This is a genomic window from Paenibacillus sp. CR_12, from assembly GCF_041953985.1.
Taxonomy (GTDB): domain Bacteria; phylum Bacillota; class Bacilli; order Paenibacillales; family Paenibacillaceae; genus Paenibacillus_AQ; species Paenibacillus_AQ lautus_A.
Map to the genome: position 1 here is coordinate 376502 of NZ_JAVFHO010000003.1, position 21450 is coordinate 397951.

General features: G+C 52.6%; 17 protein-coding genes. 4 read left to right on the forward strand and 13 right to left on the reverse strand.

The features are described 5' to 3' along the window. Positions 1-140: 140 nt before the first annotated feature. The 11 genes from RB297_RS13935 to RB297_RS13985 form a co-directional block, all read right to left on the reverse strand. Positions 141-1136 carry a carbohydrate ABC transporter permease gene (locus RB297_RS13935; RefSeq protein WP_096775188.1) on the reverse strand — a complete coding sequence of 332 codons (996 nt, stop codon included), beginning with the start codon at positions 1134-1136 and terminating at the stop codon, positions 141-143. 49 nt (positions 1137-1185) lie between these two features. Continuing rightward, entirely contained in the window at positions 1186-2085 is a 900-nt protein-coding gene (locus RB297_RS13940; protein WP_096775187.1) for a carbohydrate ABC transporter permease, read from the reverse strand. After that, positions 2082-4658, reverse strand: coding sequence for a DUF5696 domain-containing protein (locus RB297_RS13945; RefSeq protein ID WP_375120730.1), 2577 nt, complete (start codon positions 4656-4658; stop codon positions 2082-2084). Before RB297_RS13945 ends, RB297_RS13940 begins: the two co-directional genes overlap by 4 nt. A gap of 14 nt (positions 4659-4672) precedes the next feature. After that, positions 4673-5293 (reverse strand): Yip1 family protein, encoded by a 621-nt coding sequence (locus RB297_RS13950; protein ID WP_096775185.1) that lies wholly within the window; start codon positions 5291-5293, stop codon positions 4673-4675. Then, complete coding sequence (locus tag RB297_RS13955; RefSeq protein ID WP_096775184.1) at positions 5274-6737, reverse strand: gluconolactonase; 1464 nt, start codon at positions 6735-6737, stop codon at positions 5274-5276. The genes RB297_RS13950 and RB297_RS13955 overlap by 20 nt, the downstream gene beginning before the upstream one ends. A gap of 12 nt (positions 6738-6749) precedes the next feature. Further along, entirely contained in the window at positions 6750-7661 is a 912-nt protein-coding gene (locus RB297_RS13960; protein ID WP_009589726.1) for a carbohydrate ABC transporter permease, read from the reverse strand. A gap of 4 nt (positions 7662-7665) precedes the next feature. Then, positions 7666-8634 (reverse strand): carbohydrate ABC transporter permease, encoded by a 969-nt coding sequence (locus RB297_RS13965; RefSeq protein WP_096775183.1) that lies wholly within the window; start codon positions 8632-8634, stop codon positions 7666-7668. 12 nt (positions 8635-8646) lie between these two features. Then, positions 8647-11604 (reverse strand): extracellular solute-binding protein, encoded by a 2958-nt coding sequence (locus tag RB297_RS13970; RefSeq protein WP_096775182.1) that lies wholly within the window; start codon positions 11602-11604, stop codon positions 8647-8649. Between the two features lie 61 nt (positions 11605-11665). After that, the gene (locus RB297_RS13975; RefSeq protein ID WP_096775181.1) at positions 11666-13033 is read right to left on the reverse strand and encodes an ABC transporter substrate-binding protein; all 1368 of its coding nucleotides are present in this window, start codon (positions 13031-13033) and stop codon (positions 11666-11668) included. Positions 13034-13453: 420 nt separating this feature from the next. After that, complete coding sequence (locus tag RB297_RS13980; protein WP_036662263.1) at positions 13454-14497, reverse strand: LacI family DNA-binding transcriptional regulator; 1044 nt, start codon at positions 14495-14497, stop codon at positions 13454-13456. A gap of 222 nt (positions 14498-14719) precedes the next feature. Continuing rightward, a complete protein-coding gene (locus tag RB297_RS13985; protein WP_375120731.1) occupies positions 14720-15634 on the reverse strand; it encodes a coiled-coil domain-containing protein in 915 nt (304 codons plus the stop codon). Positions 15635-16014: 380 nt separating this feature from the next. Between RB297_RS13985 and RB297_RS13990 the strand changes: the two genes are divergently transcribed. Next, a complete protein-coding gene (locus tag RB297_RS13990) occupies positions 16015-17064 on the forward strand; it encodes an S-layer homology domain-containing protein (protein WP_096775179.1) in 1050 nt (349 codons plus the stop codon). A gap of 85 nt (positions 17065-17149) precedes the next feature. Here RB297_RS13990 and RB297_RS13995 read toward each other — a convergent pair whose 3' ends face one another. Together RB297_RS13995 and RB297_RS14000 are read right to left on the reverse strand one after the other, a co-directional pair. Then, positions 17150-17575, reverse strand: a complete 426-nt coding sequence (locus tag RB297_RS13995) for a VOC family protein (protein ID WP_192569503.1) — start codon at positions 17573-17575, stop codon at positions 17150-17152. A gap of 108 nt (positions 17576-17683) precedes the next feature. Further along, positions 17684-18580, reverse strand: coding sequence for a putative RNA methyltransferase (locus RB297_RS14000; protein ID WP_375120732.1), 897 nt, complete (start codon positions 18578-18580; stop codon positions 17684-17686). A 438-nt stretch (positions 18581-19018) separates the two neighbouring features. Here RB297_RS14000 and RB297_RS14005 point away from each other — a divergent pair, with 438 nt between their 5' ends. From RB297_RS14005 to RB297_RS14015, 3 genes are all read left to right on the forward strand, one after another. Then, positions 19019-19534, forward strand: coding sequence for a DUF6773 family protein (locus RB297_RS14005; protein WP_096775176.1), 516 nt, complete (start codon positions 19019-19021; stop codon positions 19532-19534). Positions 19535-19559: 25 nt separating this feature from the next. Then, complete coding sequence (locus RB297_RS14010) at positions 19560-19757, forward strand: helix-turn-helix transcriptional regulator (RefSeq protein ID WP_009594955.1); 198 nt, start codon at positions 19560-19562, stop codon at positions 19755-19757. Between the two features lie 128 nt (positions 19758-19885). Beyond that, the gene (locus RB297_RS14015) at positions 19886-21337 is read left to right on the forward strand and encodes an erythromycin esterase family protein (protein WP_375120733.1); all 1452 of its coding nucleotides are present in this window, start codon (positions 19886-19888) and stop codon (positions 21335-21337) included. The last annotated feature ends 113 nt before the right edge of the window (positions 21338-21450 follow it).

Consider the following 21450-nt stretch of genomic DNA (forward strand, 5'->3'; position numbering starts at 1 on the left):
AAAGATCCCACACATTTCCTCCATCCGTCACACCCAATGGCACAGCCCGATTCCTGCGGCATACCTAATCAGGCAAGCACAACATCTGTCCTGCGGCATGTTACGCATTCTTCGGGATTGCACCTGCCCTGCAGCAGCCTCTACCCGACAACCCCCGTACGCTCCACGCTCTCCACAAAATGGCGCTGCACGAACAGATACAATCCGATCAGTGGCAGAATGGCCAGCAAAATCCCCGTATCCACCACAAGCGCCACATAGTTCGGATCGGCCTTGGCCGATGAGCCGAGCCCCATCAGAGCCGGGAGAAACTGGTTGGCGTCCGCCGGCAGCGAAGCGATTTTCAGCGGCATGAGGGACTGTTCGCTCATAAAGAGCGAGGTATAGAAGGTGTCGTTATACTGCCAGACGAACGAGAACAGCGTCACCGTAATGAGCGGCGGAATCGCATTGGGAAGCATGATCGCAAAAAACGTCTTAATCCCGCCTGCCCCGTCAATCAGCGCCGCCTCCTCAATCTCCTTCGGCAGCCCCCGGAAAAATTGGCGGAAGATATAAATGAACAGTCCGGCCTTAAGCCCGGTGGCCGTGGCCGATGTAATGATCGATGGCCAGTAGCTGTTCAGCAGGTTGATGCCCTCTTTTCCGGAAAACAAGTGAACCAGTCCCAGAATGTCAAAGCTGCGGAAATGCAAATACATCGGCACCATCAGCGTGCTCATCGGGATCAGGATCGTCAGCACCACCAGGCCGAACAGCAGGTTGCTTCCCGGAAAGGTGAACCTTGCAAAGCCATACCCGGCAAGCGCCGTCGACATCGTGGTCAGCAGCATCGTGATGAATACGTAAATCATCGTGTTCAGCAGCAGCGGCCAATAATCCAGCAGGTCGAGCACGATCTTGAAATTATCCAATGTGAAATGCACCGGAATCATGTAAATCGTCGGGTTATAAATATCCTGTTTGTCTTTGAACGCGACGGAGAATTTGGTGATGATCGGATAGATGATGATGAATGTGATGCCGATGATCAGCAGATAGCGGAACACTGACCACAGAATCGGCAGCGCCTTGTTCTTGAACCGGTTCAGTCGTTCCTGAGCCGTTTCGTCCGAGCGATCCCGAATCGATGCCATAAGGACCTCCTTTTTTTCCTGCACCCGTCAGTCAGGAATCTCTTTGCCATTAGTTTTGATAAAAGGTTTTCCTTGAGACGATGATTCCCATCAACACCAGCAGCAAGCTGATAACGATGGTATACAGCCACGCCATCGCGGCACTGAGCCCGAAATTCTGCGTTTTGAAGGCCGTCTCATAAATCGTTCGGGTCACGGTGCTGTCCGCGAACGAATCGATGATGGTATAAATCATGTTCGTCAGGATGAGCGGGCTCACCATCGGAAAGGTGATTTTCCAGAACGATTCATAAACGGTAGCCCCTTCTATCTTCGCGACCTCGTACATCGAGCCAGGGACGGCCTGCAGGGCGGCAAGAAAGATCAGAATCTGCACGCCCGAGCTGCTGATAATATCGTAGATCCTCATGACCGCCCCGATAATGTACTCGGTTACGGTAATGGGAAATCCGGCTTCGGATAAGATGCGCACCATCGATAGCACGTTGAACTGCCCGGAGGCTTGCCCAAGCTCCTCCGCCACCGTCGCATTTCCGACCAGATTGATCAGACCCGAGGTTTCCGCTGCCGAAATCGCGCCTGACGCCAGGATGACCGGCAGGAAGAAGATCGCTCTCGCAAGGGCTCTCCCCCGGAATTTCTGATTCAGCAGAACGGCCGAGAACAGACTGAAAAACAAGATCAGCGGAACGTCCACCACCATGCCCAGTATCGATTCCGTCAGGATCCGGTTGAAGTTCGCGTCCACGAACAGCGCGGTGTTGAAATTGCTCCAACCTACCGGCTCCAGCTCATAGCCCGTGGGAGAGATGTTCAATTTACTGAAGCTGAACAAAATGGACTGAAACAGAGGCCCGGCAAACAAAAAGATAAAGCCGATCAGCCATGGCGCGATGAAGAGGAGGCCGAGCATGGATCTTTTCTGGGTCAGGGACAATCTCATTTTCATGCCCGGTCACCACCTACAGCGTAATTTTGCGGTTCCACTAGGACCCCGTTAACATCAACCGCTTGATCGGTATAATTGATCAGAATCGAGGCGCCGTTCTCGTACCTTACTTCCACCACGCCGTCTTCATGCCGCTTATGCTCCACCATTCGCTGCGTCCGGATCGGCGCCAGCACCTCGTTCAGCTCGTGGTACAAGGAAACCGCTTCTTCGAACCAATCCTTGTAATGCGTGGAGTACATGTCATCGAAACGCGTATACTTCAGCTTCGAGCTTTGTTCATAAGACCATAGGAAATGCGGAGCCGTTCCCAATTCCAGCGACTGCAGGAGCGCTTTGCGCAAATGTTGTTCATTCAGGTTATTGACCGCTGCTCCCGCATAATCCAGGTAGCCGTGAATGACCATTTGATAAAACGGCACGGCTTCATCCGTCAGCCCGAATCCGCTGCTCGACGTCGGGATATCGAGCACGTGGCCTGCATATGGCCAGCTGTAAGCATTGGCACCGGAAACCATCGTATCCGGGTATGCCTCGTGCAGCGCCTTCAGCTGATCGGTCACGATAAACTTCGCGGTTTCTCGGAAAACCACCCGCTGCACCCGGTAATCGGAGCTCAGGACATCGCCCAGGTCCCGCAATGACACGGCCCCCATGCCAAACCGTTCGTATTGCCCTGTGAATCGGTCCACGTAATAGGGAAGCTTCGCCGGCGACATCAGGTTGTACGTGCCGTAATACGAGTCCATCCGGTTCGTGTTCCGGTCATACGGATGCAGCGCTGCCGTTTCCCTGGTCACGAAACGGGAGGCATCGGATGACGGCGTAAACGCCCCATCGTCATGGTAGACATGCTGGAAGGCAACATCCGGATACAGCCCGCCGCCGGCGTCCTGCAATTGCTTGGATAGTGCCTTAAGCTCGGCGGCGTTTCCGACAACGCTGTCCGTCTTTACCTTCACCGGGGTTTTGTGATGGACGCCTTGGCCAAACCAGCCGAGATAACGCATTCGGAGATTGGCGATGCCCTCGCCGTTCAGAAGAGCAGCGATCTCGCCTGCCTGCTCGAAGGTGGTCATCGAGACGACGGCATCATACGGTACGCCCAGAAAAGATCTCCGTTTATCCACGCTTCCCAGCATATCGAGATAGAACGGAATGCCCTCCGCTTCTTCCAGGGGAACCAGCTTGTTTTCCTTCGCAAGCGTTTCCTGATACAAGCGGGCCATGCCGGAGTAGCTGGCCCCTTCGCCGGACAGGAAACGGTATTTGACGGACAGCTTCCCGTTGTACAGCTTGTCATTCAACAGCTGGATTTCCTGCACCGTACTTCCGGTGTAAAGCTCCAGCATATCCTCGCCGCGCACGGCAAAGCTGCTGAATACATGATTGTACGAATTCTGCTTCCCGCCAATGTCCGCGGACACGCTCGCGATGGCGGCGCCTTCTTCAATCACGGCAAACCAGCCGCCGTCCCCGTTCTTCATGCCGAATACGGGCATCCGCGCCTGCTCGGCCACCTGTCCGCGGCTGCTGCTGTTAAGATTCGGATCGGTGCCGTATATGCGCTGCACGTACTGTTCTTCCTTCACTTTGCCGTTATTCAGGTGGATCAGGCTGCCGCTGCCGTCCGGCACCAGCATATAACCCTCGGCCTTCGTTCCCGCCGCGCCGAAATAGCGAAGCAGCTCCACGCTGCGCAGGCGGTGACTCTCGCTTTCCGTTACCTGGTCAAGCGGTATCGTAACGACAAGCGAATCCTCTTCCAGCCGGTATTCGAGCGGAATCTTGAACTGCGGCTTCGAAGAGGCGCTTGCGGCGGCTCCTCCGCCCGCTTCGTTATCATAGGCAAGATCCTCCGCGGTGTAGCCCGCCTGCTCGAAAGCGCCCAGCATTTTTTTCAGAACCAGCTCTTTCTTGATCTGATCGTCCAGGCGCTCCAGCATCGCAGGGTTATCCTTCATGGGGTAATACCGGGCCTGCACGTATCTGGCCAATGACGCATCCAGCTTGCTGACCACCTTCTCCTGCAGCCGGTCCTGCGAGATGTATTTCGGCAAGGCGTCGATTCCGAGCGAGACATCTCCCAGCGTATACGTGACGCGAACGCCGTTGTCCAAGGCTTCCGCCGTATAGTTCCCGTTCATCACGCTCCACGTATAATTCGGATAAGTCTCAAGCGTGCCGATCCCATCCCGGAACGTCAGCGTCAATTGCGAAGACAGCATTTCCTTCTCGAAAGGCGAAGCCATTCCGTCCTCCACCCGGTCTGGCGGATTGCTGTACCACACCATATCGCTCCGCTTATCCCGTACCGCGACCTCGGTCGTGTCCGGATGGTAGTACAGCGCAAGCGCCTCCGTTTCCGCTACCAGATCCATGCCGGGCACGCCGCCTGTCAAATCGTTCAGGGCGGAGAGCTCCCTGCCCTGCGCCGTCTCGGTCGCCGCAGCACTGTACGCAGCGACGTCGACCGCCGGCGCTCCCCGGTTCACGTAGATCAGAAAGCCCGCAGCCATGCACGTAATAACGGTACATGCAAGCACCGTGTACAGCCATTTTCTTTTTTTCACGGCCCACGGCCTCCTTATTGCCTGAAAATGATCTCTCGGTAAACGTTGACAACGAACGTGTAAATCTGCTGCAGCATACTCAGGACGAGCGTGCCCAGAAATACGATAATGCCCATGACGATCAGGCTCAGTAACATCGTGACGACCGTTTTGCCGGCCGAGTATTGGTGGACCGTCATCGTGCCGACAAAGAGCAGCCCGATAAACCAGATCGCTGCTACCGTCGTTAGCAGATAATAGAACACGGTCTCTTCCTGGACCATGAACCGGCTCGCCAGCGTCATGGGCGGATAGATCAGAACCATCGGAATGAGGGCATATGCGCTGGCCATCACGATCTCCTTAAACTTCCCTTCACCGCCCATGAGCGTGGTGACCGACCAGTTGGAGACGCACCACAGGAAGAACGGGAGGACGATAAATATCAGTTCGTCGATGCTGCTCAGCGTCCGCGGATCATTGTAGTTGACCAGAAATCCCGCATACTGCCGCTGCAGAATCATGGCAATGACCACGAGCGCCAATACGAGATAAGCGACACCGAGCCGCCCCCGATTTTCGTACTTCAGATCCCAATATCCGTCGAAGGGGTGAACGATCAAATGAAGGGGGAATTTAAGATAGTCCTGCTTCATGCTTTCCTGCCCTCCTCTGCTTTCGGTATCTTACCGTTCTATAGACCGCGTAGAGCAGCAGGCCCCCGGTCCCTGCCGATAAAAAGGTGCCGAAATGCTCCTTCATGACCTCCCTGCGATATCGTTTATACGCCACGGAATAATTCTTGCGGTCCATGCCCAGCTCAAAATACTTAAGGGCTTCCTTGTTCTCCCCCTTCATGAGCTTCGCTTTCCCGATGCCGATATAAGCGATGTCATAGTTCGCATTGAGCTGAAGAACCCGTTCCCAGTAACTCTCCGCCTCCGCGTCTTCTCCCCGGTAATGATGGCGGACGGCAAGGTTAACCTGCTTCCCGAACTCGGTCGGCTCGAATATGACGATGCTTGCCTTTCCCCGGTCCAGCACAAGCTGACGGTCCCTAAGCCGTTCAATCGCCGCCGGCGTCTTAAATAGGCCCAGCTGATTCCCGATGCCGCCGTATACGAACAGCAGATTGCCGGTCTCGTCGTATGTGAAGACGCGACCTTGGGTAGAGTCCAGCGCGCTGTACATCCCGTCGCCGAGCACCTTAATATCAACGAACTTGGATGGCCCCACCGTTCTTCGATAATAAATATCTCCCGCAACCGGAAAGTAGCCGAAGCGCTTTAGCACATCCTCTCCCGACGGATTGAGGCGTTTCATCGGTTCCCTGGATCCGACGTCAATATTCGTGGCATAGACGAACCCCTTGCCGTCCATATCCAGATTGGAGAACTCGGTCGGGATGAACAGTCTCATCTGGGCTTTCTGCGCGTTCGTCGATACCAATCTCCAGAAATAATCGCCATAATCGCGCTTTACCTTGATCGTTCCGACGTACCCGAGAAAGGTACCGTCCTCCTCGAACTGCATAATGCCTTCGTAAACGCCGCGGGCGACAACGAATACCCGTTTGGCATCATCCACCGCTACTTTCAGGGGAATGAATTGAAAGCCTTGTGGCAGCACATCCGACTCCGGCTGCTCCATGATGCGGACAAGCGACCCTTCCGTCGTCAACACGACAACCCGTTGATGGTCCGTATCCGCAACATAGATTTGCTCGTCCCCGTCAATGAAGATGCCGGCAGGATTTGCAAAACCGTCCTCTTTCCCTTCGTTCATGAAAGAATCAATCACACGGATCACGTTCCACGTGTCGTCCAGGACGACGATCCGTTTGTTGCCGCTGTCCAGCACGTAGACGTTTCCGGCTTCCGACACATGCATATCGCTCGGATCCAAAAAATCCCCAATGCCCAGCTCCTTCCCCGTAACGGCGCGTTCCGGCAAATAAGCCGCAGGCACGGCAACCGTTTCCTCCCAATAATTGTAGATATAGCTCTCGTACGGAGCACTGGCGGAGACGCTCCCCGGCATTAGGCCGGTAAGCAGCAGGGAGGCCGCCGCGAGAGTTAGCAACCATTTTTTCGCTGACATCTGATCCCCTCCCTAATCCTTCATCCCGGAGGTCGCCATCGTCTCGATGATCCGGCTCTGCGAGAACAGAAAGAGCACAATCGGCACACTCATCAGGATGACTGCCACGGCCGCGCCCGCGCCGGCCCGGGAAATACCGCCCAGAATGATCTGATTGGATGCATAATGCAGGGTCTTAAGCTGTTCGCTGTAAATAAAGCCGTTGCCGTCGGTTCCCCACAAGATCTGGAACAGCAATATGATCAGCGTGAGCCACGCCGGCTTCACGTTCGGCATCACGATGGACCAGAAGATCCGGTATTCGCTCGCTCCGTCGATTTTGGCCGCTTCCAATAGGGCATCCGGTATCTGTTCCATGAACTGCTTCATCAGATATAACCCTAGCGAATAGCCGAAAGCCGGTATAATGACGGCCCAATAGGTGTCGATGAGCCCCAGCCACGACAGGATCATATAATTCGGCGTTGCCGTAACGACCGGCGTGAACATCAGCGATAGCACGACGACCTGGAAGAGGAACACCTTGCCCGGAAACTTGTGTTTGGCCAGCGGATAAGCCGCCGCGGATGCAAAGATCACATGACCGACAATGCCGACCCCGGTTATGAAAACCGTATTGAAGATATACCGCGAGAACGGTACCCAGGACTGGCCGAGCAGATTGATCAAATCGGAAAAGTTATTCCATGTCGGATTGCGGACAAACAGCGTCGGCGGGAACAGGAAAATTTCGTCCAGCGGCTTGAACGCGTTGTTGATGGCGTACACCAGGGGCAGCGCCATGAAAGCGCCGAACACCGCCAGCAGCGCAAACAGGGAGAAGGTCCCCATGAACGAGCGGTTTACCCGTTTGCTGCGAGCTTTAAGCCTGACGTTCAGCAGGCGGCCGTCCCGTTTTTTCGGAAGTTCGTATGTAACCCTCACGCGTCTACTCACCTACCTTGCGCAGCAATTTTTGGACGATCAGGTTGGTTCCCACCATCAGGATGAACAGCACGGTCGCAATCGCCGACGCAAAACCCATCTCAAAGCGCGTAGTCCCGAAATCGATGAGATGCGTGACGATGGTTTCCGCCGCGTAGTTCACGCTCGGGAAACCGGCCAGCGCAATCGATACGTCGGCCACGGCAAACGATGTCGTAAGCTGGATGACCGCGCCGAACATAAGCTGCGGCCGCATCGAAGGCAGCGTTATGAACCACAGCTCCTGCCAGCGGTTGCGGACCCCGTCCACGGCACCCGCTTCGTAGAGTGTTTTATCCACGGTTTGAAGTCCGGCGATGAAGGCCAGGAAGCCGGTTCCGAGGCTGAGCCACAGCTGGACCAAAATGATAATCGGCATGATCATCGCTTCGGTTTTCAGCCATTGGATCGGCTCCAGGATGATGCCCAGCTTAATCAGCATGCCGTTCGCTATGCCGTAGCGGTCTCCCGAGAAGATCATCAGCCAGATGAAGTAAATGTTCCCCGAGATCGAAGGCGCATAGAAGATCAGGGTCATGAACGCCCGCAGCCGCGGACCCAGCTCATTGATGACCCAGGCAAACAGGAAGCAGGCCAAATAACTGATGGGTCCCGTTATGGCGGCAAAGAGCAGCGTGTTCTTCAGCGCGACCAGAAAGATATCGTCCTCCAGGAACAGGCGCGTATAATTATCCCAGCCGACAAACCGCGGAAACTCCAGCATATTGAAGTACGTAAAGCTGAGAATCATCGAAATGACGACCGGAAAAACGGTAAACAGCGTGAACAGGATCATATAAGGCGCAAGCAAAATATAGGAATGCTTGCTGGCCTTCATCTCCGCCAGCTTCCGCCTCCACCAGGATTGCGGCTTGACGGGGCGGATTGCGGCTGACATCGTAACTTCAGGATCCTGAAGGCTGGCATTATGCAAATTGGACTCCCCCTATTCCTGCAGCTCGCCGAATTCTGCTTGCTTGGTTCGGATTTCGTCGTGAATATACTGCACCGAATCCATCAAGGCCTCCCGCGGCTCGATGCCGCTGATGACCGCACGATAGAAGGCATTGAACAAATGCCTGCCCGTCGAATAACCGCCCGGCACCTCGGGTATTCCCTGAACCCATTCGAATTGGGATTTCAAATTCTCGTAGTCGGCTACCGGCCACGGCAGACTGTCCAGCGCCTTGATGTTGGCGGTCGGATAGCGGGCCGCCGCGCCCATCAGCCCTTCCATTTCGCGGCCGAAATTCGTCTGCGTCGCATCGCTGGTCCACCATTTCAAGAATTCCCAGGCCGCATCCTTGTCCTTCGCATCGTCCAGCATCAGCACGGCGCTGCCGCCGCTCGGTACGGTGCGGTCAATCGTGCCGTCCGCCTGAACGGTTCCCGGAACGGGGGCGAACCCCCATACGCCGCGGATTTCCGGCGCGAACACCGACAGCTGGTTATAAGTGGTGTAATCGGAAATGCCGATCGGCATCTGTCCGGTACGGAACCGGTTCGCAAAATCGTATTCCCGTTCCAGCTTGTAGTCGGTGTAATACTCCGTCCACTGTTTAAATGCTTCCAGCCCGATCTTGGAATCCAGATCCGACTCCCGGCCGTTGTTGCGGTAGAATTGTCCGCCGGATTGCATCAGGAGCGCCGCATACATCGAATTCGGTGGCAGCGTGGTCCACTGATCCGGTGCCTGCGCCACGACGGGAAGACCGAATTGCATATGATTTTTGTTCAATACGGCAAGCAGGCTGGCCACATCGTCCCAAGTCTTCGGAACTTCAAGACCCAGCTCCTCCAGCACGTCCTTACGATAGAACATCATGTTGAAGGTTTGCGTCTCCGGCAGCGCATATACGCCGCTGCGGTATCGGTATGGCACCAAGGCGCTGTCCCGGAATCTGGCCGCTACCGATTCGAAGTCAGGGAATTGCGTCAGGTCCGCTGCGGCATTTCGCATGGCAAAGTTCACGGGGAGGTCATTGCCGATCTGCATCGCGACCTCCGGTCCTTGTCCCGACAAAGTGGCGGGGAGCAGCGTCCCCATGTTCACCAGCTTCAGATTGACGTTGATGCCGGTCTCCGGCGTAAAGGTCTCGTCGATCATCGCCTTGATGGTATTGGCCTGATCACGGCCGCTGCCGATCCATACGGTGATCGAACGCTGGTTCTTCTCATCCGTGACGTTACCGATATTGTTGTAATCGATGAAGAAGGAGCTGAAGAACGTCGACGCCTCATGCTTCACCTTATCGGCAGCCCCCATTCCGCTCTTCGGCAGCTTGGCATCGGCTGATGCAACATAGAGGGCATCGATCTCCAGCGGCTGCTCCCTTGCCTGCTGCAGCCATGTTCCGAGTCCGCCGGTATTCGTCTTGTAGGCCTCCAGCCTGCGCGGAATCGTATCCGGCTTCTCGATCATCTCATCCAGCTGAAGCGCCATGGTCTTCAGCAGCGCCTCCTGGTCGCCGGATTGACCCGACAGCTCAACCAATCTGGCCGCGACCGCTTTCAGTCTGCCGCTTTCGTACCGGAAGGCTTCCAGCAGTTCCGGTATCCGCTGCTCTACGCGGTAATCCCTGAATTCATCCGGATTCGTGCCGGTGATCATCAATATTTTGCGGTACATGGCATTCAGGTTGAGCAGACTGTCCTCCACCTCATGAATGAGGGGAGCGAATTCACCCAGACTCGCCTCGAGGCGTAACACATGCTTGCCTTGCTCCAACCGGAACAGATAAGGTTCATCGCCCCCAAGCACGTCCATGCGATATCCGTTCTTGAAGCGGAAAGCGACGTGGTTCATTTCTTCAAACGGAACCTTCCCGTCGATCGTCAGCTTTCGCGTCGAGTACATGCCCCTCACAAAATTTTGCTGCGATTTGAACGCTATCTTATAGAGCCCGCTCTCCGGGACGTCCAGTTCCCATTCGATCCACTGTCCGGGCAGCCGCCAGTTGAAGCCGCCGATGGTGTTGATTCGGACTTTCGACGCACTGTAAGGGCTGACGCTCGGACTCGAACGCTCGCTTAGCGGATACAGGGTCGGCGAGGATTTGGCGACTGCGTCTTCTCCCTGAATCGCCAGCAAGGCGCCTTCGGTTCTTCGAATCCCTTCAGCCTCATACTGCCGGTACAGCTCGGCATACGTCGGCGGACTCTCCTGCTGGAACAGCTTGAGTTCCCCGATAACCATCGGTTCCCGCACGGCCGTTAAAGATACGGTATGCTCCCCCTCCTCAAAGTAAAAAAGAAGCGGCTCCGTGATGTAACCATCCGCATCCTTCAGCACCGCCGTGGTCCAAGCGGGGCGTTCGATTTGCTTCGGCCTCAGGTCATTGCCCTGGTTATCCTGATCGATGCCGTCCTTGGCGTTACCCCATATGCGGTCGAATTGCAAATAAGCGGCCTCCTGGAATGGGACCTCCCCGTCGATGCGGATGGAACGCTCAATGGAGGAACTCTTTCCTTCCACCGGATAATAGAGCAGGGACAGATTGTACAATCCCTCCTCCTCTACATGAACCTTCCATTCCACCTCACCCTTCTCCCCCGTGAACAACGAGGTTCCGGGATGACCCTCATAAGCTTCCAGCCTGCGGAATTCCCCGCCGTCGGCACGGCTGTAATCCGCCGCGGGAATCATGATCTCATGATCAGGTCGATCTTTTCCGTCATGTTCCGACAAATATTGGACATAGGAAATGATTTTCCCCGGCTGCGTGCTGAGATTGACCAGCGATGCGGGACGTTCCAATGTAAGCTCTGTCCCGCCGTGTTCCGGCCTCCCCCCGGCTCCGGACTCATTTCCCCCTCTATTAAAGAACAATGTCAAAGCGGCCAAGATTGCCGCAAGAACCAATAACCGGGTCATCCATTTTTTTAGCTGCGTTTGAAGTGTCAATGTTCATCCCCCTGTTCAGGAGAAGGGGGCGCGGCTTTAAGCTTTAACGCCCCCGTCCATCTTATTTGCCCATTTTATCGACAGCAGCCTGTGCCTGTTGTTTATATTTCTCGGCCGTAGCGGTTACCGATTGATTGTTCACGATAATGTCCTCAATGAAAGCGCCCGTAGGGTAATCCGTGTAGGCTTCGTCGACCGTGATGACGCCGGTTCCGGCAATATGCTCGCGAATCATGTCGATGTCTTCCTGATTGGTATAGATGCTCTCCAGGTAATCCTGTCCCGGGTATTCCTCGGTCGGCGGTATATCGAACGTCTCTTCGTAAATTTGGTAGACGATGGCCGGATCTTTCACGCCCTTGGCAATGAACTTCGCGGACGCGGCGGTATTGGCATACGTTGTTTCTGCCGATCCCTGCGGGCCGGCAGGAATCGGAACCACGCCAACCTCGAATGTAATGTCGCCCAGCATCCATTCCGCCGCCGTAAACATGGCTACGTCGCCGTCTTTGAAGGTGTTGGTTTCTTCCCAATTCGTTTTGTTGCCGCTCTTGACTTTCACAACCTTCTCCACGTTGTAGAGGCGGTTCACGAACTCGGCTGCTTCCAATGTCTTCGGATCGGACAAGCCTTCTTTGCCGTTGGAATCGTCTACGATTTTGCCCCCGTTAGCGGCGGTGAAATGCTTTACCGCATCAATGGCCCAACCGGAGAAGCCCCATACGTCCGTTTTCCCGTCGTTATTCGTATCTTTGGTTGCCTGTTTGGCAAGCTCCATGAATTTATCCCAGTTCCATTCTCCCTTGGCATACAGCTCCTGAAGATCCGGAAGCCCGTTCTTCTTAAACAGGTCGCGGTTGTAATGAAGTCCGAGCCCGATGGAGGTCGGATTATCGAAGCCGTATTCCCCTCCGCCAATGGATGGATATTTCGTCTGCAGATCCGCTTCGTTATTGATGTTGTTTTTGTCCGTGGTAAATTCGCTGATCGGCAGGATCTGTCCCTTCATAATCGCCGGCAATGCCGACTTGTACTCCAACTGCACGATATCGGCGAACGGCTCGCCTGCCAGCACGCTTGTCGTGAATTTATTCATGTACTCCTCAAAGGGAACGTTGACGAATTCGATTTTGCAATTGTATTTCTTCTCGATTTCGGCGATCTTCTCCAGGCGTGCCTTCTCTCCGGCCGTTGTGCCTGCCGGCTTCAGGTCCCACCAAGCGGCTACCTTAATCACGCGGCCGCCCAGATCAACAGGTTCTGCTTCAGGTTCGGCGGGTTCTTCTTTAGGAGTCTCTGCCGCGGTTTCCGTGCTGGGAGCCGGGGTCGCCGGCGGCGCTTCCGCCTGCTTGGCCCCTCCGCCGCTGCAGGCGGTAATCAAAAATAACAAACAGATAAGCAATAAAGAAAGCCCTTTCATTTTTCTCACGCTAAAAACCTCCCCTATTTGTTTAACGCCCTGTTAACGTCATGCAAGTACCCCCAAGATGATGTCGATGCTTCATTCCCGGCAATCCTGTTGTTCCCCCGCCCCCAATCCGTTATCCCTGTTTGCCAAAAAATATAACACCAGGATCGTAATTACGTCAATATATTTTATGATAATAATAACAACCAACCTAAATATTATTTTATAAATAACCTAAATAATTAGCGACAGCGTTTACATTTTAATTCAGCAAAAATCGGACTTGTTTGCTATAAATCCCTATATATCAACTGAAATTACTGTTATTCTATCTTAATTGACTATCATAGAATCCGTATAATTGTTATTTGTTTGTTATGAATACAAAAAGGCCCCGATGTCTTTAAGACATCGGGGCTAACTTAACATTACATGTACAGCTTATGGTTCGTCCGTATCCCGCGCAGCGTTATTCAATTCCCTAACAATGACATCGGCTTGAATAAGGAGACGCTCATAATTGGAATCCGGGTTCACGATCCGCCAGAGCAATTGATCGACGGCACGCATCCCCAGCAATTCCTTGTCGATGTTCACCGTTGCCATAATCGGCAGGCTGTCGTACGTATTATCGAACCCTGTCACCTGTACGTGACCCGGTACGTCGATACCCTGATTCCCGAGCGCCTCCATGGCAAACATGGCGGTGATATCATTAGCGCAAACGAACACTTCCGGAAGCTCGTTTCCGGCAAGAGCCTTGCCTAACGTTTCGTGTATGTTCTCTATCTCCGGGCTGATCAGAGAAGGCAGCTGCCGATGCTCGATTTTGTAATCGGCCAGCGCGGACGAGAAACCGATCCAGCGCTCGTAAAAGCTCTGGGCATCTTCGATGTTGCCGATGAACTGATATTTTTTATATCCTTTGCTGATCAGTTTGGTCATGATTTGTTTCATGCTGTGCATATTGTCGGTGAACACCGTGTCCGATTGGAACGCGGGGTCCATGTGGTCTACCATGACCACGGGAATGTTCAGCTTCTTGATATCCATTAAATTTTGCGTGGACACGGCTCCCACCGTTACGATCCCGAGAATGCCCTGGGGATTCAGGAGGGAAAACATGTGGTCATTCGAAGGCTCCGTCAGCGTCAGGATGTCGAGCCCTTTCTGATTAAGGCGGGTCGATATTCCGTCAAAAACCGGCCCCCAATAGAGCGATTCGCGATTCTGATATCGGACATTCGGGAACAGGACCAGTACCGCCCCCGCCCATTTTCGGTTCTCCGGCTCCTGGAGCTGCTGGTTTCTTCCTGCCGCTTGGCCTGGCTGATCCTTGAAATACCCAAGCTGTCCGGCGGCCTTCAGGATCATGTCCCTGGTCTGCGGGCTGACGCCGGATTTCCCCGACAAGGCCCGGGATACAGCGAATTTAGACACGCCTGTGAAATCGGCGATTTCCTGAATCGTCACTTTCGTTTTCATCGTTATCAACCTACTTAAGTGCGAATTTGTCGTTCAGCTTCCGTGTTATTTATGTTAGTTTTTGTTAGGTTACTGACATAATATTATGTGAAATAATCGTTAAAGTCAAAGAATATCCTGCATTTTCTTGTTTTCATTTTTACAAAAACAAAAGCTGCCCCTATGGTCATGTTAGGACCATCTGGGGCAGCTCTTTTCTTGTAGGCTTAAAAATATAGATAATTACGGTTTCTCCACGAGCAGCGCTTCCCATTTCAAGCCTTCTCCGGCAATTTCGATCCGCAGGTCGGAGATGCTCTTCAACGCCTCCTCGCGACGTGTCTCAAGTATAACCACCGTTTCCTTATATAGCTCGTCTATCTTCTTCTGCGTACCGCTTGCCATTTTCGTTATTTCGGATTTTCTTGCAGCATTGCCTTTGGAGATCGCGGTTGTCTGTTCCTTAAACAGCTTGCCGTATTGGCTCTTAGCTGTTGCTTTGCTGATTTTCCCTTGTTTGTACTTCCACATCGGACTGTTCAGGTACGACGTACTGGATCCGTTACGGAGCTTCCACATCGGGCTGTTCAAATAGCTTTCACTGACCGTTTTGCTGAATTTCCATGCGGAACTGTTCAAATAGCTCGGGGTGATCGTCTTCTTGTATGTCCACATCCAGCTGTTCAAATAATCCTCGTTCATTTCTTTGCTTAGTTTCCATAGGGTACTGTTCAAATAATTGCGGTTAGCGGCATTCGCATACTTCCACATCGGACCGTTTAAATAACTTGGATTGATGAACCGTTCATATTGTGCCAGCTTATCCTTTAGGTCGCGGTTTCCCTCATACTTCAGCTTCAGCTGCTCCAAATCGGCTCGAAGCTTCTCGTCCCACTGCTTTTGATCCTCCAGCACTTTTTTCTCGAGCTGGTCCAGGGAGGCATGGCTGGCATTATAAAACGCCTTATATTTCTTGTCTGCTTGTTTCTGGTAATTGTTATACGCATTTACCGTCTTCTTGTTATAGGATTTATACTCGCTCCATACTTGATTGATCCATTTCTGATCCGCTGCATGAACCGTTGTTAGCGGCACCAAAACCGAGACGGCAAGCAAAAGGCTGCATAAGGTTAATAACGATTTTCGCATCAATCTCATCGATTTTCGCCTCTCTTCTGTAGATAGTAAACAAGGGATATTTTACCTAATGGCAAGGCATCTTCCAATAGGAACTCCGAACCCCTAACTTTTAGACTAGATCCGATTTCTGGAACCTCCGGATATTTTCGCACGGCAGCGTGTCTCACTCCCTGGATGCTTCATGAAAAACATGTCTTCCCTTCGTATATCCCACATCAAAAACGGAAGATTTATGCACTTCCTTGGTCCTGTAGTCCCTTAGTATCACTAAAGTTAGTTAGCTAGTTATAACAGCCCATCTTTGTTCGGAACCGCTTTCTGATGCTTGACCGCCCGAAAAATAGGCCTATACAATGTATTTTGTAGTATTTTAGCAAATTATAGATGGAGGATTGCAGATGTTGAAGTTCAGGACACTATGTGCGCCTATACTCCTGGCTGTCTCTTTGTTCGTAGGAGCTGGCAGCGCTTTTGCCGGGGTTACTTTTCGGGATATTGATAACCACTGGGCAAAAACGACCATCGAATGGGGCGTCGACAAGGGGATTGTCAACGGCTATGCGAACGGAATGTTCATGCCTAATCAGAATGTGACCGAGGCCGAATTCATCCGCATGCTGATTGTCGGCATTACGGGCAAGGACCTGCAGGAGAACTATTTGACCGAACTATGGTCGGATAAATATTATCATTTTCTGCACTTCAAGAACTATCCTGTACACGGATTCGCTGACAAAACCAAGCGCAGCCAATACATAACGCGGGCCCATGTGGCCGAGCTGATATCCAGCGCCGACGGCGTGAACTACGGTGGGAATCAGGCCATTCAATACGTTCTGGGGAAAAAGTACGCGCAGGGCCGGATCAAAGGTGAAAATACGATTGAAGGCTATGTAGGCAGCGGCACCATCACGCGGGCCGAAGTGCTTCAGCTGATCAAAAACCTGACCGATCGCGGAATGTCGAACCTATACGACCGCCCTACCGCGCCAAGCGCGGAGGCCATGCTGCCGAAGCTGCCAACCCCTTGGGACGTTTACCGGGACGAGATGTACCTCGTGATCCGCCAGAAGGTATTTCCGAAGTACAGCGGCTACCGCATTTATGACGACGGATCGAATAAAATCGTGATGACCAGCACGAAGCAAACCGGTGAGACGGATTACGCCGTGTCCGTTCAATTCGAGCCGCAGATTATGCAGTTCAGCGGAATCGCGCTTTCCAATGCCGCCGATAAAACCCAGCGCGGCATGCTGATCGAACTCCTCCAGCTGTATGGCTTCCAAGTCGATTCCGCCTTCCTCGCGAAAATAGACTCCGCGGAGAAGAACAAGAAGGTGATCGAGTTGAAGGTGAGCGGCAAAACACTCGTTATCGATCCGCTCGTGGCAAGCCCCGCCGGGCATGTCCATATCTACTATAAGTGGTGGGACGGATCTCGGGCATAATTCAGGAAACTCGACTGCGCTGCAACCGAACAAAAAGCCCTGACGGCAAATCGTCAGGGCTTTTTGTTCATTTATATATCAGCTTCTACGCTTCCGCTTCCGTGGAGATATTCCAGTTCACGCCGAATTTGTCAGCCACGATGCCGTACGCCGGGCTCCAGAACGTCTCCTGAAGGGGCATAACCACTTGACCGTCCTCCCGCAGCGCTTCATATATCCGCTTGGCCTGTTCGGCCTGATCGGTCATGATACAGATCTGAACCTGATTGCTGGATTGAACCGGTTGACCGGGAAACGTATCGGAGAACATCAAATCCGTCTCTCCTACCTTCAGCAAAGCGTGGGAAATGCGATCTCTCGCGCTATCCGGCAGCGGAAAATCAGGGTTCGCCGGCATCTCGCCGAAGGTCTGAACCATGATGACCTGGGCATCCAACGCCTTCTCATAGAATTGAATAGCTTCCTTAGCATTCCCGTCCATCACGAGATATGGATTCATTCGAAGTGCCATATGATCGTCAACCACCTTATTTTCATATTTACAACGTTACTCCTATTATCGCCCAACTGGATCACTTTAGCAAAATATGAGGCATTTTCGGCTGAAGGACCGTTATGGTTATCCCTCATTCCATCCATACAGGATTTTGAAGTCCGCCGTGACCTCCATCGCTTCATCCAGCATTTGTCCGATGGCCTCGGGCGAAGCGCTCCAGGATAACGGCGTCATGCGAATCAACTGTTTCATCTGATCGTTATCCAGGATGACTCGATACTGCACCCGCTCGGCTTCGATTTGCTCAAAGTGGCGGCTGAATAGCTCTATTGTGCTGTCATTGGAGTAATTCTCCTTGCCTGTGCCTGTATAGAACAAGGTTCTAAGCTCCTGCAAATACAGGCTGTCCGGGATTACCTTCACCAATGATCCGCCACTCGCAAGCAGCCGCCTGAACTCCGAATAATTGGACGGGGACAGAATGTTCAGGATGTAATCGAACTGTTGGTCGGCAAACGGGCTCCGGGACAAATCGGCCACGCACCATATAGAATCAGGGGATATCTTGGCGGCCATAACGATGCCCTCTTTGGCAATATCCATGCCTACGCCGAGAACATCCGGCACCAAAGGGTGCTCCCGAAGCTTATGTCCGATGGCGGATAGATGGGAGCCCTCCCCGCAGCCTGCATCAAGCAGTTTTACAGGCTTCACGGATTCCCGGGACTTCAGCTCCTGGATCAGGCGATTCGTTACCGCTTCTACCATGGGGCCGAAGAAGCCGCTGCCGCTGATCGTGTTTCGGGCCTCAAACAAAGCCTTATCATAATTGGTTTTGGATGAATGGTTCAGCAGGTTTACGTATCCCTGTCTGGATATATCATAGCAATGCCTGTTCTCGCATTCCAGGCTGGCCATGCGTTCTACCTTCATGGCACCGCCGCAGATCGGGCATTGAAACATCTTCTCGTGTATCGAAAGTTTTTGTGCTTTTTTTAACAATTTTTCGTTGTTGGACACAGCAAATCATCCTTTCATTCGATTGATCGCAATAAAAAAGGCACAGATAAATAAACTCAAGCCGCAGTTGTCAAAAAAAAGGGCCGAGCCTACTTGGATCTGTACCTCACATTAGCGTAAACGAATGAAATGGATCATGAGAAAAAACACGCTCCCGACATCAATTTGGGCAAGAGAGATGCCCTAATTCAATTCTAACACGCGAGCACAGAATGTAAACCTCCAGGGCAAGCGTCCGGTTCAGCAAAATATATCAAGAATAAGTTCCTCCTATAGACTATGATGAGTGTTTGAGACTCTTTTATCCACCTTCTCACCTTAAAAGACAAATATTAAATTCAAAATGACATATATATATTGCAAAAAGACGTAAATACTATTACAATGCATGTATCCAGAAAATCTCAGGAACGTATCTCTAACCAAAAGGAAGGAATGATGAGCTTGAATTGGTTTAAGAAAAACTCGGTTGAGGATGAGCGTATCGTCAATTTGAAGAACAAGTTATATAAAGAGGTGTATACCTTGATCATGGTCATTTGCAGCATTTCCGTCATCATCAAATCTTTTGTGCTGCCGCGAACGGAACCCGTCTGGCTGGAAATGCTGATCATTCTGGGAGGAAGCTTATATTTCGGGATACGCAGCGTGGCGCTGGGGATTTACTCGGATGAAGTGGAGGTCCATGACCAGCGGAGCAAAATTTCGTTCAGCATGCGTACGGCGATATGGGGGCTTGTTATCGGTGTCGCACTTGCTCTTTTTTTCGGTATCCGCAGCGCGGTTCTGTTTGGCAATGACAACAGTGCGACCGAGCTCAAATATTTCTTTAGCGTTTTCCTCGTCTCACTGATCATCTACATCCCGCTCTTTGTCGGGGGGAATTGGTTGATCCACTACGGCGCCAACAAGGTAAGCCAAAAAATGTCGCAGAACGATCCATTCGACTCGTAGAAAGGGATATTAGGGGGACTGCCGCATGAAAAACATCAAATTGAAGATGGCCCGCGTCGAGAAGGATTTATCGCAGGAAGAACTGGCCCAGATCGTCGGTGTCTCCAGGCAGACCATCGGCCTGATCGAGCTTGGGAAATATAATCCGTCCCTCAGCCTGTGCGTTGCCATATGCAAGGCATTATCGCGTACGCTGAACGATCTGTTCTGGGAAGAAGACTAGGGCAGGGCTGCATTTCAATTCACTAACGCCGCCAGACAGCAATTGCCGACAAGGTTAAGGAGGTGACGCCAACGTTTCAAGGCAAGAACTAATAACCAATCATCATATAAGGAGTGACCTAATCTATCATGCCATTACATAAAGCTAGAAAAGCATTCACCGTGTTTTTGCTCACCGCTTCCCTATTGGGAACCACCTTCATCCCTGAAGGAAAAACATATGCTTCTGCCGCCGATCCCATCCAAGGGCAGGTTACCGAGGTTACGACTGCACGAACGTCGGATGAAAAAATTGCCGAGTGGGAGAATTGGGCCAAAGACCATGTATATCGACTGGATACGATTCACCCGGCCAACACAGCCAACGGCACTAACCAGTATAGGGATCTGGCTATGCTGAAGCCCTTGCTGCATGACAAACGTTTCGTGTTTCTAGGGGAGAGCTCCCACGGGGTTGGCGAGTTCAATCTGGCGAAGACCCGCTTGATCCAGTTCCTGCATCAGGAGATGGGGTACAACGTTCTGGCCTTTGAGAGCGGCCTTGGCAACAGCTCCTTGGCTTACGGTAGGGCCGGGCAGCGGAGCGCGGAACAAACGATGAAGGATTCCATCTTCGGCGTCTGGTGGTCCAAAGAGATTTTGCCGTTGTTCGACTACATTAAAACAGCACAACAGAGCAAGCAGCCGCTCGTGCTGACCGGTTTTGACATGCAGCTGCAGCATCCGCTGTTGGACGGACAATGGCTGCAGGATCAGGCCATGGCTAAGCGTCTATCGGAAGCTGAGAAGAAACTGTCCGACTACTCTCTTGGCACGGATCTAGACGCTTACCGCAAAGAGAAACATCAGCTGATTCAAGTGTACAAGGATGCTCTGGAATCATTAAAGACGGAGGCAAACGAAGCTCATCTGAAACGGCTGTACCCGGATAACCCCAAACTGTCCATGCTGCTCGAGCGGACCCTGAACGACCGGATTCGGGTAGCCCGGGAATACGTGGAGCTCTCCATTCAATCAACGCTTGGCATGGAAGGCGGGGATTATGTCCCGTTCCTGGAATCGATGGAATGGCGGGACCAGGCGATGCATGACAATCTCATGTGGCTGGCAACCGAAGTATACCCGATGGAAAAATTCATCGTGTGGGGACATAACGACCACATCCGCAAAGCTCAAACCGAGGTGATGGGTACGCCATATCCGGTGACTTTAATGGGAGAGAAACTCTCGGATGAAATGAAGAAATACAGTTACGTGCTTGGCCTGTATCCGGCCAGCGGCCAAACCGCGGATAATATGGGGAATGTGCATGACGTCCTGCCGGCAGAGCCGGGCTCCATTGAATCGATCCTCTCGGCCGCAGGCTCGCCGTATACCTTCGTTGACCTGCGTTACCAAAAACGCGAGGCAGGCAACTCGTGGATGTTCGAGCCGCGTTTTGCCTATAGCTGGGGGATGATTCCGGAAAGCTTAATCGCCCGCGACCAATACGACGGTATTCTGCTGATCGATGACGTAAACCCGCCCCAATATATGAGATCCTCCGCTTCATCCAAGGCTTCTGTGCCTGCTGAAGAATAAGGTGCTATCATTCCTTGCTGTCATATAAGAATTTTTCATAGGTTAAGATGACAAGCATCCTCTGACGATCTGCTCCAAGAGTCCGGAAGCAATGAACTCTTGGAAAGGACCGA

What these genes read in the sequence shown, in the direction of transcription:
- RB297_RS13935 (WP_096775188.1), bottom strand. Translation starts at nt 1,136, where the DNA reads ATGGCATCGATTCGGGATCGCTCGGACGAAACGGCTCAGGAACGACTG.
- RB297_RS13940 (WP_096775187.1), bottom strand. Translation starts at nt 2,085, where the DNA reads ATGAAAATGAGATTGTCCCTGACCCAGAAAAGATCCATGCTCGGCCTC.
- RB297_RS13950 (WP_096775185.1), bottom strand. Translation starts at nt 5,293, where the DNA reads ATGAAGCAGGACTATCTTAAATTCCCCCTTCATTTGATCGTTCACCCC.
- RB297_RS13955 (WP_096775184.1), bottom strand. Translation starts at nt 6,737, where the DNA reads ATGTCAGCGAAAAAATGGTTGCTAACTCTCGCGGCGGCCTCCCTGCTG.
- RB297_RS13980 (WP_036662263.1), bottom strand. Translation starts at nt 14,497, where the DNA reads ATGAAAACGAAAGTGACGATTCAGGAAATCGCCGATTTCACAGGCGTG.
- RB297_RS13985 (WP_375120731.1), bottom strand. Translation starts at nt 15,634, where the DNA reads ATGAGATTGATGCGAAAATCGTTATTAACCTTATGCAGCCTTTTGCTT.
- RB297_RS13990 (WP_096775179.1), top strand. Translation starts at nt 16,015, where the DNA reads ATGTTGAAGTTCAGGACACTATGTGCGCCTATACTCCTGGCTGTCTCT.
- RB297_RS13995 (WP_192569503.1), bottom strand. Translation starts at nt 17,575, where the DNA reads ATGGCACTTCGAATGAATCCATATCTCGTGATGGACGGGAATGCTAAG.
- RB297_RS14005 (WP_096775176.1), top strand. Translation starts at nt 19,019, where the DNA reads ATGAGCTTGAATTGGTTTAAGAAAAACTCGGTTGAGGATGAGCGTATC.
- RB297_RS14010 (WP_009594955.1), top strand. Translation starts at nt 19,560, where the DNA reads ATGAAAAACATCAAATTGAAGATGGCCCGCGTCGAGAAGGATTTATCG.
- RB297_RS14015 (WP_375120733.1), top strand. Translation starts at nt 19,886, where the DNA reads ATGCCATTACATAAAGCTAGAAAAGCATTCACCGTGTTTTTGCTCACC.